Origin of the sequence: Kitasatospora sp. NBC_01300, from assembly GCF_041435235.1 — a bacterium.
In the GTDB taxonomy this organism is placed as follows: Bacteria; Actinomycetota; Actinomycetes; order Streptomycetales; family Streptomycetaceae; genus Kitasatospora.
The window spans coordinates 603,663-617,958 of record NZ_CP108408.1 but is presented as its reverse complement, the minus strand read 5'-3'; the positions used below and the strand labels follow the sequence as shown (position 1 = coordinate 617,958).

General features: G+C 73.4%; 13 protein-coding genes. 8 read left to right on the top strand and 5 right to left on the bottom strand.

Annotated elements, in window-relative coordinates; genetic code table 11:
* Positions 1 to 77: 77 nt before the first annotated feature.
* Both OG556_RS02755 and gcl read right to left on the bottom strand, forming a co-directional pair.
* Complete coding sequence (locus OG556_RS02755; RefSeq protein ID WP_371515665.1) at positions 78 to 530, bottom strand: pyridoxamine 5'-phosphate oxidase family protein; 453 nt, start codon at positions 528 to 530, stop codon at positions 78 to 80.
* A 147-nt stretch (positions 531 to 677) separates the two neighbouring features.
* Positions 678 to 2,459: a glyoxylate carboligase gene (gene gcl / locus OG556_RS02750; protein WP_371515664.1), complete on the bottom strand. Its 1,782-nt coding sequence runs from the start codon at positions 2,457 to 2,459 to the stop codon at positions 678 to 680.
* A 787-nt stretch (positions 2,460 to 3,246) separates the two neighbouring features.
* Between gcl and OG556_RS02745 the strand changes: the two genes are divergently transcribed.
* Positions 3,247 to 4,731 (top strand): SulP family inorganic anion transporter, encoded by a 1,485-nt coding sequence (locus tag OG556_RS02745; protein ID WP_371522535.1) that lies wholly within the window; start codon positions 3,247 to 3,249, stop codon positions 4,729 to 4,731.
* Positions 4,732 to 4,907: 176 nt separating this feature from the next.
* On the opposite strand, the gene OG556_RS02740 is transcribed toward OG556_RS02745, so the two are convergent.
* Positions 4,908 to 5,393 carry a DoxX family protein gene (locus OG556_RS02740; RefSeq protein WP_371515663.1) on the bottom strand — a complete coding sequence of 162 codons (486 nt, stop codon included), beginning with the start codon at positions 5,391 to 5,393 and terminating at the stop codon, positions 4,908 to 4,910.
* A gap of 151 nt (positions 5,394 to 5,544) precedes the next feature.
* On the opposite strand from OG556_RS02740, the gene OG556_RS02735 reads away from it, so the two are divergent.
* The 3 genes from OG556_RS02735 (at position 5,545) to OG556_RS02725 (ending at position 8,422) form a co-directional block, all read left to right on the top strand.
* The gene (locus OG556_RS02735) at positions 5,545 to 6,126 is read left to right on the top strand and encodes a TetR/AcrR family transcriptional regulator (protein WP_371515662.1); all 582 of its coding nucleotides are present in this window, start codon (positions 5,545 to 5,547) and stop codon (positions 6,124 to 6,126) included.
* A gap of 104 nt (positions 6,127 to 6,230) precedes the next feature.
* Entirely contained in the window at positions 6,231 to 7,664 is a 1,434-nt protein-coding gene (locus OG556_RS02730) for an MFS transporter (RefSeq protein ID WP_371515661.1), read from the top strand.
* Positions 7,661 to 8,422 (top strand): SDR family NAD(P)-dependent oxidoreductase, encoded by a 762-nt coding sequence (locus OG556_RS02725; protein ID WP_371515660.1) that lies wholly within the window; start codon positions 7,661 to 7,663, stop codon positions 8,420 to 8,422. The genes OG556_RS02730 and OG556_RS02725 overlap by 4 nt, the downstream gene beginning before the upstream one ends.
* Before the next feature lie 103 nt (positions 8,423 to 8,525).
* Here the strand turns inward: OG556_RS02725 and OG556_RS02720 are convergent, their stop codons facing one another.
* Complete coding sequence (locus tag OG556_RS02720; protein WP_371515659.1) at positions 8,526 to 9,188, bottom strand: SMI1/KNR4 family protein; 663 nt, start codon at positions 9,186 to 9,188, stop codon at positions 8,526 to 8,528.
* A gap of 262 nt (positions 9,189 to 9,450) precedes the next feature.
* Between OG556_RS02720 and OG556_RS02715 the strand changes: the two genes are divergently transcribed.
* From OG556_RS02715 to OG556_RS02705, 3 genes are all read left to right on the top strand, one after another.
* Positions 9,451 to 10,371 carry a carbohydrate ABC transporter permease gene (locus OG556_RS02715; protein ID WP_371515658.1) on the top strand — a complete coding sequence of 307 codons (921 nt, stop codon included), beginning with the start codon at positions 9,451 to 9,453 and terminating at the stop codon, positions 10,369 to 10,371.
* On the top strand, positions 10,368 to 11,276 hold the full coding sequence (locus OG556_RS02710) for a carbohydrate ABC transporter permease (RefSeq protein WP_371515657.1): 909 nt from the start codon (positions 10,368 to 10,370) through the stop codon (positions 11,274 to 11,276). Before OG556_RS02715 ends, OG556_RS02710 begins: the two co-directional genes overlap by 4 nt.
* An 82-nt stretch (positions 11,277 to 11,358) precedes the next feature.
* A complete protein-coding gene (locus OG556_RS02705; RefSeq protein WP_371515656.1) occupies positions 11,359 to 12,750 on the top strand; it encodes an ABC transporter substrate-binding protein in 1,392 nt (463 codons plus the stop codon).
* 213 nt (positions 12,751 to 12,963) lie between these two features.
* Here OG556_RS02705 and OG556_RS02700 read toward each other — a convergent pair whose 3' ends face one another.
* Positions 12,964 to 13,233 (bottom strand): helix-turn-helix domain-containing protein, encoded by a 270-nt coding sequence (locus OG556_RS02700; RefSeq protein ID WP_063346085.1) that lies wholly within the window; start codon positions 13,231 to 13,233, stop codon positions 12,964 to 12,966.
* Between the two features lie 140 nt (positions 13,234 to 13,373).
* Between OG556_RS02700 and map the strand changes: the two genes are divergently transcribed.
* Positions 13,374 to 14,141, top strand: a complete 768-nt coding sequence (gene map, locus OG556_RS02695; protein ID WP_371515655.1) for a type I methionyl aminopeptidase — start codon at positions 13,374 to 13,376, stop codon at positions 14,139 to 14,141.
* Positions 14,142 to 14,296 lie beyond the last annotated feature (155 nt).

Genomic DNA, 14,296 nt, shown 5'->3' with positions numbered 1-14,296 from the left:
GGTCCTTTCGGCAGGTGTGCGGAACAGGGTGTCGCCGAGCCACCGTAGTGGCCGTGACCACCTGAGCCGGGCCCGACCTACCGGTCTTCCGGCAGATCGGCCCCGAAGGTGGAGAAGTCGGCGCTCGACCAGTGCTCGGGGCGCATCCGGAGCGTGATGTCGGCGGCCAACTGTTCCCGGGCGGAGGCCAGGTAGTCGCGCGCGGCCTCGGGCGCCAGGTAGCGGTTGGCGAGGGCGGCCCACTCGTCCGGGTCGAGCCGGTCCTCGATCGCCACCACCGGGCCCTCGACGCTCACGTACGCGGCCGGGTACTGCTCGTGCTGGGCACAGAGGGTGAACCGCCCGGCGGCCTGGATCCGCCGGGCCTTGACGGAGTCGCGGCCGGTGATGACGGTGAGCAGGCCGCCCGGGACGTAGGAGTACCAGACCGGTACGGCCAGCGGGCCCCGCTCCGGTCCGGTGCCGGCGTCGACGGCCAGTACGCCGACGTGCGGTGCGGCGAGGAACCGCTCGCGCTCGGTCCTGCTCATGCTGAAGGGCATGGTGTGCGCTCCCGGGGGTTCCGGGCCCGCGCGCGGAGGTCGGGCGCGAGCGTCGTCCGGTTTGTACCCGGTACGCCTGCGGGCCACTCGGGGCGGGTGCGGTGCCGCGCCCGCCCCGGGTGGCCCGCGGCGGGGTCAGAGCGCGAGCGGCTTGACGGCGGTCGGCGCGTGCTCGGGGAGGGTGGCGATCTCCTCCCACTCGTTGACCTTGTCGATGTCGGCGGCGGCCATCGAGATGTTGGTGACCCGCTCCAGGATCGCCTCGACGACGACCGGGACGCGGAACTCGGCGGCGAGCTTCTTGGCCTCCTCGAAGGCCGGCAGCAGGCCTTCGGGCTCGGTGACCCGGATCGCCTTGCAGCCCAGGCCCTCGGCGACCCGGACGTGGTCCACGCCGTAGACGCCCAGCTCCGGCGCGTTGATGTTCTCGAACTCCAGCTTGACCTGGAAGTCGATGTCGAAGTTGCGCTGCGCCTGGCGGATCAGGCCCAGGTACGAGTTGTTCACCAGCACGTGGACGTACGGGATGCGGTGCTGGGCGCCGACGGCCAGCTCCTCGACCATGAACTGGAAGTCGTAGTCGCCGGAGAGCGCGACGACCTGGCCCTCGGGGTCGGCGGTGGCGACGCCGAGCGCGGCCGGGATGGTCCAGCCGAGCGGGCCGGCCTGGCCGCAGTTGATCCAGTGCCGCGGCCGGTAGACGTGCAGCAGTTGCGCGCCGGCGATCTGGGAGAGGCCGATGGTGGTGACGTAGCGGGTGTCCGGGCCGAACGCCTTGTTCATCTCCTCGTAGACGCGCTGCGGCTTGAGCGGCACGTTGTCGAAGTGGGTGCGGCGCTGGAGCCGGGCCTTGCGGTCCTGGGTGGCGGCGGCCCACTCGCTGCGGTCCTTGAGCTGCCCGGCGGCCTGGAGCTCCCGGGCGACCTGGAGGAAGAGCTCCAGCGCGGCCTTGGCGTCGGAGGCGATGCCGAGGTCGGGGGCGAAGATCCTGCCGATCTGGGTGGGCTCGATGTCGACGTGGACGAACGTGCGGCCCGCGGTGTAGACGTCCAGGCCGCCGGTGTGGCGGTTGGCCCAGCGGTTGCCGATGCCCAGGACGAAGTCGGAGGCGAGGAAGTTCTCGTTCCCGTAGCGGTGCGAGGTCTGCAGGCCGACCATGCCGGCGTTCAGCTCGTGGTCGTCGGGGACGATGCCCCAGCCCATCAGGGTCGGGACCACCGGGACGCCGGTCAGCTCGGCGAACTCCCGCAGCAGTTCGGCGGCGTCGGCGTTGATGACGCCGCCGCCGGCGACGATCAGCGGGCGCTCGGACGCCTGGAGCAGGGCGAGGGCCTTCTCGATCTGGATCCGGTTGGCGGCCGGCTTGTAGACGGGGAGCGGCTGGTAGGCCTCGGGGTCGAAGTCGATCTCGGTCAGCTGGACGTCGATCGGCAGGTCGATCAGGACCGGGCCCGGGCGGCCGGAGCGCATCAGGTGGAAGGCCTGCTGGAACACGCCGGGGACCTGTGCGGCCTCCAGCACGGTGGTGGCGGCCTTGGTGACGGGCTTGGCGATCGAGGCGATGTCGACGGCCTGGAAGTCCTCCTTGTGCAGGCGGGCGACGGGCGCCTGGCCGGTGATGCACAGGATCGGGACGGAGTCGGCGATCGCCGAGTACAGGCCGGTGATCATGTCGGTGCCGGCCGGGCCCGAGGTGCCGATGCAGACGCCGATGTTGCCGGCCTTGGCGCGGGTGTAGCCCTCGGCCATGTGGGAGGCGCCCTCGACGTGCCGGGCCAGCGTGTGCCTGATCCCGCCGGAGGCCTTGAGTGCGGCGTAGAACGGGTTGATGGCCGCGCCCGGCACGCCGAACGCGACCTCAACGCCTTCGAGCTTGAGGATCTCCACGGCCGCGCGGGCGGCTGTCATACGAGGCATCGGGTCTCTCCTGCGTCGGCCCGCAGTGGGTCGGAGGGCTCATCTCCAGAATTCCACCATACGGAAGAATGGTTTCTGTATGCGGAAATACGGTACGACTGGGCTCGGCGGGGCGTCAAGAGGGGGTTCAACAGAATGTGGACGTCGGCCCCGGAGGGTGAAACCGCAGGTCGCCACGGGCGTCCGGGGGTGGGGAGGCGGGGCCGGGTTCGTACAGGTGGGCGCCGATCGTGCTGGTGTGCCCGGGGAACCGGCTGTTCCGCGCCGGAAAGCGCGGCCGGTGTGCAGTGCGGGTGAAGGGACGGTGCCCGAGGTCGGCCCACCCCGCACCCCTGGGTACCGTCGGTGGCACGCCGGGCCCGTGATGTCCAACTGAGGCCGCGGCAAGGGGGATTCGGGACGGTCCGGGAGCGGGGGAGCTCCGGCGGCCGGTCCCGTCCAGGACCAGCGCGCCCGGTCCGCCGCACCCGAGCGAGGGACGCACCCCCTGGCCGCACCGACCCGACACCCGCCGCCGCCGTCCGGTCCACCCGGACCTGCGGCCGTACCGCTGTCGCCCCCACCGTGCGGTCCACCTCCCTTTCCCCTCCTCGCCCCCGTGACCTCCTCACCCCCCTGTGACGGCGTGCCCGCAGCGGCGGGCGCGCGAAAGGAACGCCGCCATGCGCTGTCTCCCTGCCTGCCCCCCGGTGGTGACCGGGTGAGCCGAACTCCCCGCCGCCGCAAGGCCCCGCCGGGCCATCCCGGCAAGGCCGCCCCGCCGGGCCGCCGCCGGCCCCCGCTCGCCGTGCTGCGCGCCGTCCCCTGGCGCTACGACCTGCCCGCCTCGCTGGTGGTGTTCCTGGTCGCCCTGCCGCTGTGCGTCGGGGTGGCGGTCGCCTCCGGCGTTCCCGCCGAACTGGGTCTGGTCACCGGCATCGTCGGCGGCCTGCTCGTCGGCGTCCTGCCCGGCAGCAGCCTCCAGGTCAGCGGCCCGGCCGCCGGGCTGACCGTCCTGGTCTACGACGCCGTCCAGCGCTTCGGCGTCACCGCCCTCGGCCTGCTCGTCCTCGGCACCGGGCTGCTCCAGATCGCGATGGGAGCCCTCCGGCTCGGCCGCTGGTTCCGGGCGATGTCCGCCTCGGTGGTGCACGGCATGCTGGCCGGCATCGGGCTGACCCTGCTGTTCGGCCAGTTGTACGCGCTCGCCGACCGCCGCGCCCCGGCCACCGGGCCGGAGAAGATCGCCGGACTGCCCGACCTGCTGGCGGACGTGGTCACCGGCGTGGCCAACCCGAGCGCGGTCGCCCTGGGCCTGGCCACCCTGCTCGTGCTGGTCGGCTGGAAGTACCTGCCCGGGCGCGTCGCCCGCGGCGTCCCCGCGCCGCTGGCCGCCGTCGGACTGGCCGCCGCCGTCACGGCCGCCGCCGACCTGCCGGTGGCGAGGGTCCGGGTGGCCGGCCTGCTCGACGTCGTCCACCTGCCCGACCGCGCCGCGCTCGACGCGGTGGCGGGCACCGCCGGCCTCGGTACGGTCGTCGCCTTCACCCTGATCGCCTCCGCCGAGACGCTGTTCAGCGCCGCCGCCGTCGACCGGATGCACCACGGCCGGCGCACCGACTACGACCGTGAGTTGACCTCCCAGGGCATCGGCAACACCGTCTGCGGGCTGCTCGGCGCCCTGCCGATGACCGCGGTGATCGTCCGCAGCGCGGCCAACGTCCAGGCGGGGGCGCGGACCAAGGCCTCGCGCACCCTGCACGGGCTCTGGCTGCTGCTGTTCACCGCGCTGCTGCCCGGCGTGCTCGGGCTCGTCCCGCTCACCGCGCTGGCCGCCGTCCTGGTCCACGCCGGCGCCAAGCTCGTGCCGCTGCGGCGGATCGCCGCGCTCTGCCGCGACCACCGGGGCGAGGCGCTGGTGCTCGCGGTGACCGCGGGCGCCATCATCGCCACCGACCTGTTCGAGGGTGTGCTGATCGGCATCGGCCTGGCCGTGGCCAAGTCCGCCTGGCAGACCTCGCACCTGCAGATCGGCCTGGAGGAACTGGTCCTGCCGTCCGGCGAGGCCCTGCAGCGCGTCCGGCTCAGCGGCAACGCGACCTTCCTGCGGCTGCCCCGGCTGCTGGACGCCCTGGAACGGCTGCCGGCCGACCGGCCGGTGGAACTCGACTGGTCCGGGCTGCGCCACCTGGACCACGCCTGCACGGTGGCCCTCGCCGCGTGGGCCGCCCAGCACCGGGCCCGCTCCACCGCTCCGCTCGCGGTCGAACCGCCGCTGCCGACCGTGGTGTGAGGACGGGCGGGCGCGGCCCGGGTCCGTCGACGGACTGACCCCGCACAAGTCAGTCCGTCGTGCCGTCCGTTGAGCCGCCGAGCTGTCGTGCCGGCGTGCCGTCGTGCCGTCGAGCCGTGCCGTCCGTCGAGCTATCCGCCGGCCGGGTTCTCAGCCGACCGCCGGGCCGGGGGCGCTCAGCCGGCCCGGCCCGGGTGTGCTCCCGCCGGGGCGGGCTGGGCGGCCGGCTCGGCCGTGCTGCGCCGTATCAGCAGCCGGTCCAGGGCGTAGGGGCCGGAGCCGAGCACCGCGATGGCGAGGAAGGCCCAGCAGAACATGACGGAGGGTTCGCCACCGTTCTGCAGCGGCAGCAGGGAGTGCTCCTGGTGGACGGTGAAGTAGGCGTACGCCATCGAGCCGGAGCAGAGCAGGGCGGCGGTCCGGGTGCCGACGCCGAGCAGCACCAGGGCGCCGCCGAGCAGTTGGATCAGCGCGGCCCACCAGCCGGGCCACTGGCCGAGCGGGACGGTGCCGCCGCCCTTGGTGCCGCCGAGGACGCCGAAGAGCGAGGCGGCGCCGTGGCAGGCGAAGAGCAGCCCGACGACGACCCGGAAGGCCGTCAGGACGAGCGGGCGGGCGGCCTCGGCCGCCCGCTGGGGAGAGGTGGGAAGGTTCGCGGGCATGGGGAAACGCCTCCTGTGGGGGGAGGAGGAGGTACGGGGCGGTAAGGGTAGCCTTGGTCTAGTCCACTTGGCAATGCTCCGTCAGATCCCACGTGTGCGACCTTCGAGGTGGATCTTGACCGACCGTTCTGGAAAGGGTTAGCGTTCACCCATGGCGCGAACGAAGGAATTCGACCCGGACGCCGTGCTCCAGTCGGCCCTTGAGCTGTTCTGGCGGCGCGGTTACGAGGCCACCTCGATGGCCGACCTGGTCGAGGAGCTCGGGATCGCCCGGGCGAGCATCTACGCCACCTTCGGCAGCAAGCACGAACTGTTCCTGCGGGCGCTGGAGCGGTACGGCGAGCAGGCCGACCCGGTGCTCGTGGCCGAGCTCTCCCAGCCCGGCCCGGTGCTGCCGGCCGTCCGCGCGCTGGTCCGCCGGTTCGCGGCGGAGTCCGCCGAGGACGGGCTGAAGCGCGGGTGTTTCATCACCAACACCGCCATCGAGCTCGCCGCGCACGACCCCTCGGCGGCCCGCCGGGTGGAGGCCGGGCTCGGCCACCTGGAGACGGTGCTGACCACCGCCCTGGTCCGGGCCGAGGCGCAGGGCGAACTGCCCGCCGGGCGGGACCCGAGGGCGCTGGCCCGGATGCTGCTGGTGCTGTTGCAGGGCGTGCGGGTGCTGGGCCGGACCGCCGACGGCGCGTCCCGGGTGCGGGACGCCGCCGAGCAGGCGCTGGTGCTGCTCGACTGACGGATCGGCTGACGGATCGCGGGGCGATGGCAGGGCGACGGGGGAGGTTGCCATGTGCTGTCCCGATACTGGACCGAACGGTCATTTTGGGGAGGGTGGTTTCCATGAGCGTCGCCACGGTCGACCGGCCCGGCTTCGCGCTGCTCGGCGGCGTGCAGGCCGCGCTGATCTTCACGATCATGATCCTGTCCGTGCCACTGCCCCTGGTGGCCAGGGAGTTCGGGCTCGGCCCGTCCGGCGTGCTGCTGCTGAGCGCCGCCTACGGACTGTCCTTCAGCGCCCTGCTGCTCCTCGGCGGGCGACTGACCGACCGTCACGGCGGCCGCCGGCTGCTGCGGGTGGGCCTGGCCCTGCTCGGCGCCGCCTCGATCGCCTGCGCCCTCGCGCCCGGCTACCCCGTCCTGCTGGCGAGCCGCTTCGCCCAGGGCGTCGGCGCCGCCCTGGCCGCCCCGGCGGCGGTCGCCGTGGTCCGGGTGCTGCGGCCCGAACCCGCCGACTACCGGCGGGCGATGGCCGCCTGGGGCGGCCTCTCGGTGCTCGGCGCCACGGCGGGCAACCTGCTCTCCGGCGCCGTCGCCGCCTGGGTCTCCTGGCGCTGGCTGTTCGCGGTGCCCGTCCTGGTCGCCCTCGTCGGCCTGGCCCGCTCCGGCTCGCTGCCGCCCGCCGAACCGGACGGCCGACCGTCGGCCGTCGGCCGGCCGGCGCTGGACCTGCCCGGCGCCGCCCTGGCCGCCGCCGGTGTCTGCGCGGCCAGTTACGGGCTGGTGGCGTCCACCGAGCACGGCTGGCGAAGCCCCGGGACACTGCTGCCGCTGGCCGCCGGGCTCGCCCTGCTGTGCGCCTTCGCCGCCGTCGAACGCCGCACCGCCGACCCGCTGCTGCCGCCCGGCTTCCTCGCCGACCGCCGCCGGGCCACCGCCCTCGCCGCCGTCATGGCGACCGCCGCCGGCACCGCGCTGACCTTCCTGCTGCTCGCGCTCTACCTCCAACAGGTCCGCGGCTGGGGCGTGCTGGCCACCTCCGCCGCCTTCCTGCCGTACGCGGCGGCACTGCTGACGGCCGGCCGCCTGGCCGGGCCGCTGACCGCCCGCTACGGCGCCGTCGCGGTCACCGCCGGAGGGCTCGCCCTCGCGGCCGCCGGGCTCGGCCTGCTGGCGGGCCTCGCGCCCGGCAGCGGCTACGCCACCGGGCTGCTGCCCGGGTTGCTCCTGCTGCCCGCCGGGGCCGCGACCGCCTTCGCCGGCGCGGCCGTGCTCGCCACCGCGGGCGTACCGCCCGAACGGACCGGCCTCGCCGCGGGCGTGCTCAACACCGCCATGGAACTCGGCCCCACCGCCGGGGTGGCCGCCCTGATGGCGCTCGCCGCCACCCGCCCGAGCGTGGTCGGCGGCTACGCCACGGCCTTCGCGGCGGCGGGCACCGCCCTGGCGCTGACCGCCCTCGCCGTCGCCCTGTCGGCGCGGGCGGCTCCCGAGGCCACCACAGAGACCGACACCGCACCAGAACGCACCATCCAGATCAAGGAGCACCTCTCATGACCACGCGTTTCACCGACAAGTCCGTCCTGGTCACCGGCGGCGGCAGCGGTATCGGACGGGCCGTGGCGCTCGCGTTCGCCCGGGAGGGCGCCCGGGTCGCGGTCGCGGGCCGCAGCGCGGGCCCGCTCGCCGAGACGGTCGAGCTGATCGAGCAGGCGGGTGGCAAGGCCGTCGCGCTGACCGGCGACGTGGCGGACGGTCAGGACGCCGCCCGGCTGGTCCGGGAGACCGTCGAACTCCTCGGCGGCCTGGACGTCGCCGTCAACAACGCCGGTGTGCTCGGCGCCGTCGGCCCGGTCGCCGACATCGACGAGGACGAGTGGCACCGGGTGTTCGCGGTCAACCTGACCGGCACCTGGCTCGCCATGAAGCACCAGATCGGCCACATGCGGGCCCACGGCGGCGGCGCGATCGTCAACGTGTCGTCCAACCTCGGCGTCCACATGCGGGTGCCCGGCCTCGGCGCCTACGCCGCGAGCAAGGCCGCCGTCACCGCGCTGACCCGCAGCGCCGCCCTCGACCACATCGCGGACGGCGTCCGGATCACCATGGTGAGCCCCGGCCCGGTGGACACCAGCATGTCCACCCGGCCCGGCGAGAACGCCGACGACAAGGCCGCGCGGATGAAGGAGAGCCTCCCCGTCGGTCGGGCGGGTGCGGTCGAGGAGGTCGCCGCCGCGGTGCTGTACCTGGCCTCGTCCGAGGCGGGCTTCACCGTCGGCGCCGACCTCGTCCTGGACGGCGGCGCCACCGCCTGATCCACCCGTGGCCCAACGGCGGGGAGACGCCCCGTCGTTGGGCCACGGCCCGATCCACCAATGGCCCAACGGCCGCACCGCACAACGGCGTTGGGCCATCAGATCACTGCTCGGCCAGTGCGTCCCGGGCCTCCTCGGTCCGGGCCCGGGCCACCACGAAGTCCTCGTCGAGCTCGACGACCAGCACGTCCGGCCCGGTGAACCAGCGGCAGCCGCGGCCGAGCCGGGGCAGCTCCGCCAGCCCCTCCGGCACCTCCGCCCCGGACTCGGCGAACACGCTCAACTCGTCGTCCTGCAGCAGCTTCTCCACCATCACCATCACCGCCGCGGCCGTCGAGAAGCGCTCCTCCCAGGGCTCCCAGCACTCCGCCGACTTGTCCGCGAGGTCCGGCCGGCCGACCGTCGGCGGATCGTCCTGGTCGAGGTCGGCCAGCAGCACGCCCCAGTGCGCGCACGCCTGGTTCTCCTCCTGGTACACCAGGGCGCCGTCCAGGACGAACAGTCCCTCCGGCGGCAGCAGCCGGTTGTGGTTGCCGGTGAGGTCCTCCCGGCGGCCGAACAGTCGGTACGCCTCGCGCAGCGCGGCCGGCAGCCGCAGGCCCAGGCGCCCTTCGGCGGCGTCGAGTTCGGCGTCCGTGAAGCCGTCCCCGGGCCGCAGCGGCTCGCCCCAGTAGGCGGCGAAGCCCTCGACCAGCGCCCGGGTGCCCGCGCGGCCCCGCAGCGATTCGGCCATCGCGGCCCGGATGTCGAATTCGGTGTCGTCCATGCGGGAACCGTACGACGCCCCACCGACAGGCCCGGGTCACCGGAGGGCGTACCGGAACGGGCGGGAGCGCGCCGCACAGCCCGCCCGCCAGGACCGGCCGGGGACGCGCCCCAACGCCCGTCCGCCCACGACCGGCCGAATCTGACGCGAACGCGTAATCCCGACGACACCCGTTGCTCACCGTGGGGTTTCCGACCCGTCGTGTGGGCAGGACACGGTTTCGGCCGGAACCGACGCAACGAAAGGCGGGACGCGCAAACCCATGCCGACCGCACCACACACCAAGCCCCACCAGGGCCGCCGAAGCCGCTGGGGTGAGCACGGCCTCGCCTGGGCCTTCCTGCTGCCCTCCCTGGTGGTCTTCGTCCTCTTCATCGGCTACCCGCTGGGACGGACCATCTACCTGAGCGGACACGCCAACGACCTGTTCGGCGCGCCCTCGCGCTACGTCGGGCTGAAGCACTACACCGAGCTGCTGACCTCGGCGGACTTCCGGCGCACGCTCGTCACCACCGCCCTGTTCACGCTGCTCACCGTGGTGCCCGGCGTGCTGGGCGCGCTGGTGCTGGTGCTGCTCCTGGAGAACCGGATCCGGGGCGTGCGGCTGCTGCGCTCCGCGTTCGCGCTGCCCTTCGCCTTCTCGGTGGCCAGCGCGTCCGTGGTCTTCGCGGTGTTCTTCAACCCCGCCAGCGGGGTGCTCAACGGCCTGCTCTCGCACGTCGGGCTGGGCCCGATCGGCTGGCTGACCGACTCCCGGTACGCGCTGGTCTCGGTGGCCGTCACCACGGTGTGGATGAGCCTCGGCTACAACGTGCTGGTGCTGTCCGCCGGCATCGGCTCGATCCCCGGCGAGATCCTGGAGGCCGCGCGGATCGACGGCGCCTCGGGGCTGCGGCTGGCCCGTTCGATCACGGTGCCGATGCTCGGCCCGAACCTGTTCTTCCTGACCGTGGTCTCCACCGTCCACTCGCTGCAGAGTTTCGGCCAGATCCACATCCTCACCAAGGGCGGCCCCGACGGCGCCACCCGGACCCTCGTCTACTCCGTCTACGAGAAGGCCTTCGCCTACGGCTCCAGCGACTTCGGCACCGCGAGTGCCCAGGCCGTGGTGCTGCTCGTGGTCGTCCTCGCCTGCACGGCCGTCCAGTTCGGCGTCCTGGAGCGGAAGGTGCACTACGCATGACCGTGACCGCCACCGAGGCCGGGCCCGGGGCCCAGGACGGGGCCGCCGCGCCGCGCCCGCGCCCCCGCGTGCTGGCCGGACGCTCGCCGCGCGACCTGCTCGGCCGCGCCGCCGTCTACCTGCTGCTCGCCGTCGCCGTCGTCACCGTGGCCTTCCCGGTGTACTACGCGATCGCCGGCGCCTTCATGAGCCCGTCCGAACTCTCCTCCTACCCGCCGGCACTGGTGCCCCACTCGGTCACCGGGCGGAACTTCGCCGGCGCCGTCGACACCGTCCCGCTGGCGAGGCAGTACGCCAACTCGGCGATCGTGGCGACCGTCATCACGCTCGCCCAGCTGTTCACCTCGGTCCTCGCCGCGTACGCCTTCGTGTTCCTGCCGCTCAAGGCGCGGGCCGTGGTGTTCGGGGTGTTCCTGGCGACGCTGATGGTCCCGTGGGAGGCCATCATCATCCCCAACTACCTGACGCTGTCCGGTTGGGGGCTCGGGAACACCTACTTCGGCCTGGTGCTGCCCTTCCTCGCCTCCGGCTTCGGCACCTTCATGCTGCGGCAGGCCTTCCGGCAGCTCCCCGGCGAACTGCGCGACGCCGCGCGGATCGACGGCGCGGGCCACTGGCGGTTCCTGTGGCGGATCGTCGTCCCGCTCAACAAGCCGGCCCTGGCGGCGCTGTCGATCTACGTCTTCCTGTCCGCCTGGAACCAGTACTTCTGGCCGCTCATCATCACCCGCACGGCGAAGATGCAGACCCTGCAGATCGGCCTCACCTCGCTGCGCGACTCCGAGATGTCCGACCCGGGCCTGATCCTGGCCGGCGTCGTGCTCTCCCTGCTGCCCACGCTCGCCCTGGTGGTCTTCGGCCAGCGCTTCATCGTCCGCGGTCTCACCGCGGGCGCCGTCCGCTGACCCGCTCCGCCGCTTCCTCCCGCTCGTCCCGCTCCTCCCGCTCCTTCGAGCACGTCCCTCCCGACAGAGAGAGAACCCTCCCGTGAAGAAGAGTGCCCGCGCGCTCGCGGCCCTGCTGGTGGCCGGCCTGTCCCTGACCGCCTGTAGCTCCGGTGACTCCACCTCCGGCTCCGGCGGCTCCTCCGACGCCGCCCCCGGCGCCCAGGCGCTCGACCAGGCCTCGGGCGTCACCGGCGTCGAGTTCTGGCACTCGATGACGGGGAAGAACGCCGAGGTCCTCACCGGGCTGGTCAGCCAGTTCAACGCCGCCCACCAGGGCAAGATCGAGGTCAAGGCGCAGTTCCAGGGCAAGTACGACGACCTGGTCGCCAAGTACAAGGCCGCGGTGCAGCAGAAGGGCACCCCCGCCCTGGTGCAGGTCTACGACATCGGCACCCGGTTCATGATCGACTCCAAGCAGACCGTCCCGGCCCAGGCCTTCGCCGACAAGGACGGCTTCGCCCTCGACGACCTCGACCCGAACATCCGCAACTACTACTCCGTCGGCGGCAAGCTCGTCTCGATGCCGTTCAACTCCTCCATGCCGCTGCTCTACCTCAACGCCGACGCCTTCAAGGAGGCCGGCCTCGACCCGGCCCAGCCGCCCAAGGACCTCGCCGAACTCGGCGAGCTGGCGAAGAAGCTGACCAAGAAGGACGCCGACGGCAAGACCGTCCGCTACGGCTTCGGCGCCGCCATCTACGGCTGGTTCGTCGAGCAGCTGCTCGCCGAGTCCGGCACCATGTACTGCGACCAGGACAACGGCCGCACCAACAAGGCCGGCAAGGCCGTGTTCGACTCCGCCCAGGGCGCGCAGATCGTCCAGTGGTGGGCCGACCTCGTCAAGGGCGGCTACGCGGCCAACACCGGCCGCAACACCGACGACGCCCAGGCCGCATTCAAGGCCGGCACCGTCGCCATGCACCTGGAGTCCACCGGCGTGCTGCGCGGCTACACCGAGGCCGCCAAGTTCGCCGTCGGCACCGCGGCCTTCCCCAAGCTCGCCGCCGCCGACCAGGGCGGCCCGGTCATCGGCGGCGCCTCGCTGTGGATCAGCGGCCCCGGCCACTCCGACGCCGAGAAGCGCGCCGCCTGGGAGTTCGAGAAGTTCGTCACCGCCCCCGAGCAGCAGGCCGCCTGGCACACCGGCACCGGCTACTTCCCGGTCAACCGCAAGTCCCTGGACGACCCCAAGGACAAGGAGTGGGTGGCCAAGTACCCGCAGTTCCAGACGGCCATCGAGCAGCTCAAGGCCACCAAGCCCTCCCCGGCCACCGCGGGCTGCCTGCTCGGCGTGATGCCGCAGGCCCGCAAGGGCGTCGAGACCGCGATCGAGCAGACCATCGCCGGCTCCAAGACCGCCCAGCAGGCCCTGGCCGACGCGGCCAAGGAGCTCCAGCCCGCCATCGACAGCTACAACAGCTCCGTGAACTGACCACCTCCCTGCCCCACGACGGCCCGCCCGGCGCAGCACGCGCCCGGCGGGCCGCCGCCGTTCGGGATCGCCGTCCGGAGCGCGGTTCGGGGCTCAGCCGTCGGCGTCCGCCCCGGGGATCTCCGGGAAGAGGAAGCTCCCGGCCAGGACGAGCAGGGTGTGGCGGCAAGGCGGCAAGGCGGCAAGGCGGCAAGACGGCAAGGCGTTGAGGCGTCACGCCGAGAGGGCTTCGCCGTCCTCCGGGAGCGCGCACACGGCCGCCAGCTCGTCCAGCGACAGGTCCAGCGCGAACGCCAGCGCGGCGATGGTGAAGAACGACGGCGTCGGCGCCCGTCCGGTCTCGATCTTGCGCAGCGTCTCCGCCGAGACGCCGGCCACCGCCGCCACCTCGACCATGCTGCGCGCGCCGCGCGCCTCGCGCAGCAGCGCCCCGAAGCGCTCCCCGCGCTCGCGCTCCCACGGGGTCAGTGGAGTCCTCACCATGCCGTCGATACTAGGCCCTCCCCGCCGGGGTCACGCCGTGTGCCCGGCTCGGTGCTCCCGTCCTGCCGCGTGGCCGCCCCCACCTCCGACCGTGATACAAATACCGGTATAAGAATTGGATCGAGGGGAGAAGGCTCACCGTGGTCGAAATCAAGTCGGACGCCGCCCTGGACGCGATGCGCGAAGCCGGGCGGGTGGTGGCGGACGCGCTGGCCGCCGTGCAGGACGCGGCGGCCGTGGGCGTCAGCCTGCTGGAGCTGGACGAGGTGGCGCACGGCGTCCTGCGGGCGGCCGGCGCCACCTCGCCGTTCCTCGGCTACCGGCCGTCCTTCGCGCCCGTGCCGTTCCCGGCCGTCATCTGCGCCTCGGTGAACGACGCCGTCGTGCACGGCATCCCGGGCGGCTATCGGCTGCGCGACGGCGACCTGGTGAGCATCGACTGCGGCGCCCTCCTGGACGGCTGGGCCGGGGACTCCGCCGTCAGCTTCACCGTCGGCGCCGCCCGGCCCGAGGACGCGGCACTGATCGACACCACCCGGCGCGCCCTGGAGGCCGGGATCGCCGCCGCCGTGGTCGGCAACCGGATCGGCGACATCGCGCACGCCATCGGCAGGGTCGCCCGCGCCGGGCGCTACGGCCTGCTCGAAGGCTTCGGCGGGCACGGCATCGGGCGGAGCATGCACGAGGACCCGCACGTGCCCAACGAGGGCCGCCCGGGCCGGGGTTACCCGCTGCGCCCCGGCCTGGTGCTGGCGCTGGAGCCGATGCTGACGGCGGGCGGCCGGGGCGACTACCGCACCGACCCGGACGGCTGGACGCTGCGCACCACGGACGGCAGCCGCGCCGCGCACATCGAGCACACCGTCGCCATCACCGAGGACGGCCCGCGCGTCCTGACCCTCCGGTAGCCGGAGCGCGGTGGGCGGGCGGGCATCCGGGCGGGAGCAACAGGCCGTAGGCGAACGGTCCTTGTCCGAACCCGGGCGCCCGTCCGACCGGCTGGAATGAGCCGAATCTGTGGCGGATTTGTGACAAAGCTTCGCCAACACCCTGCCCTGGCACG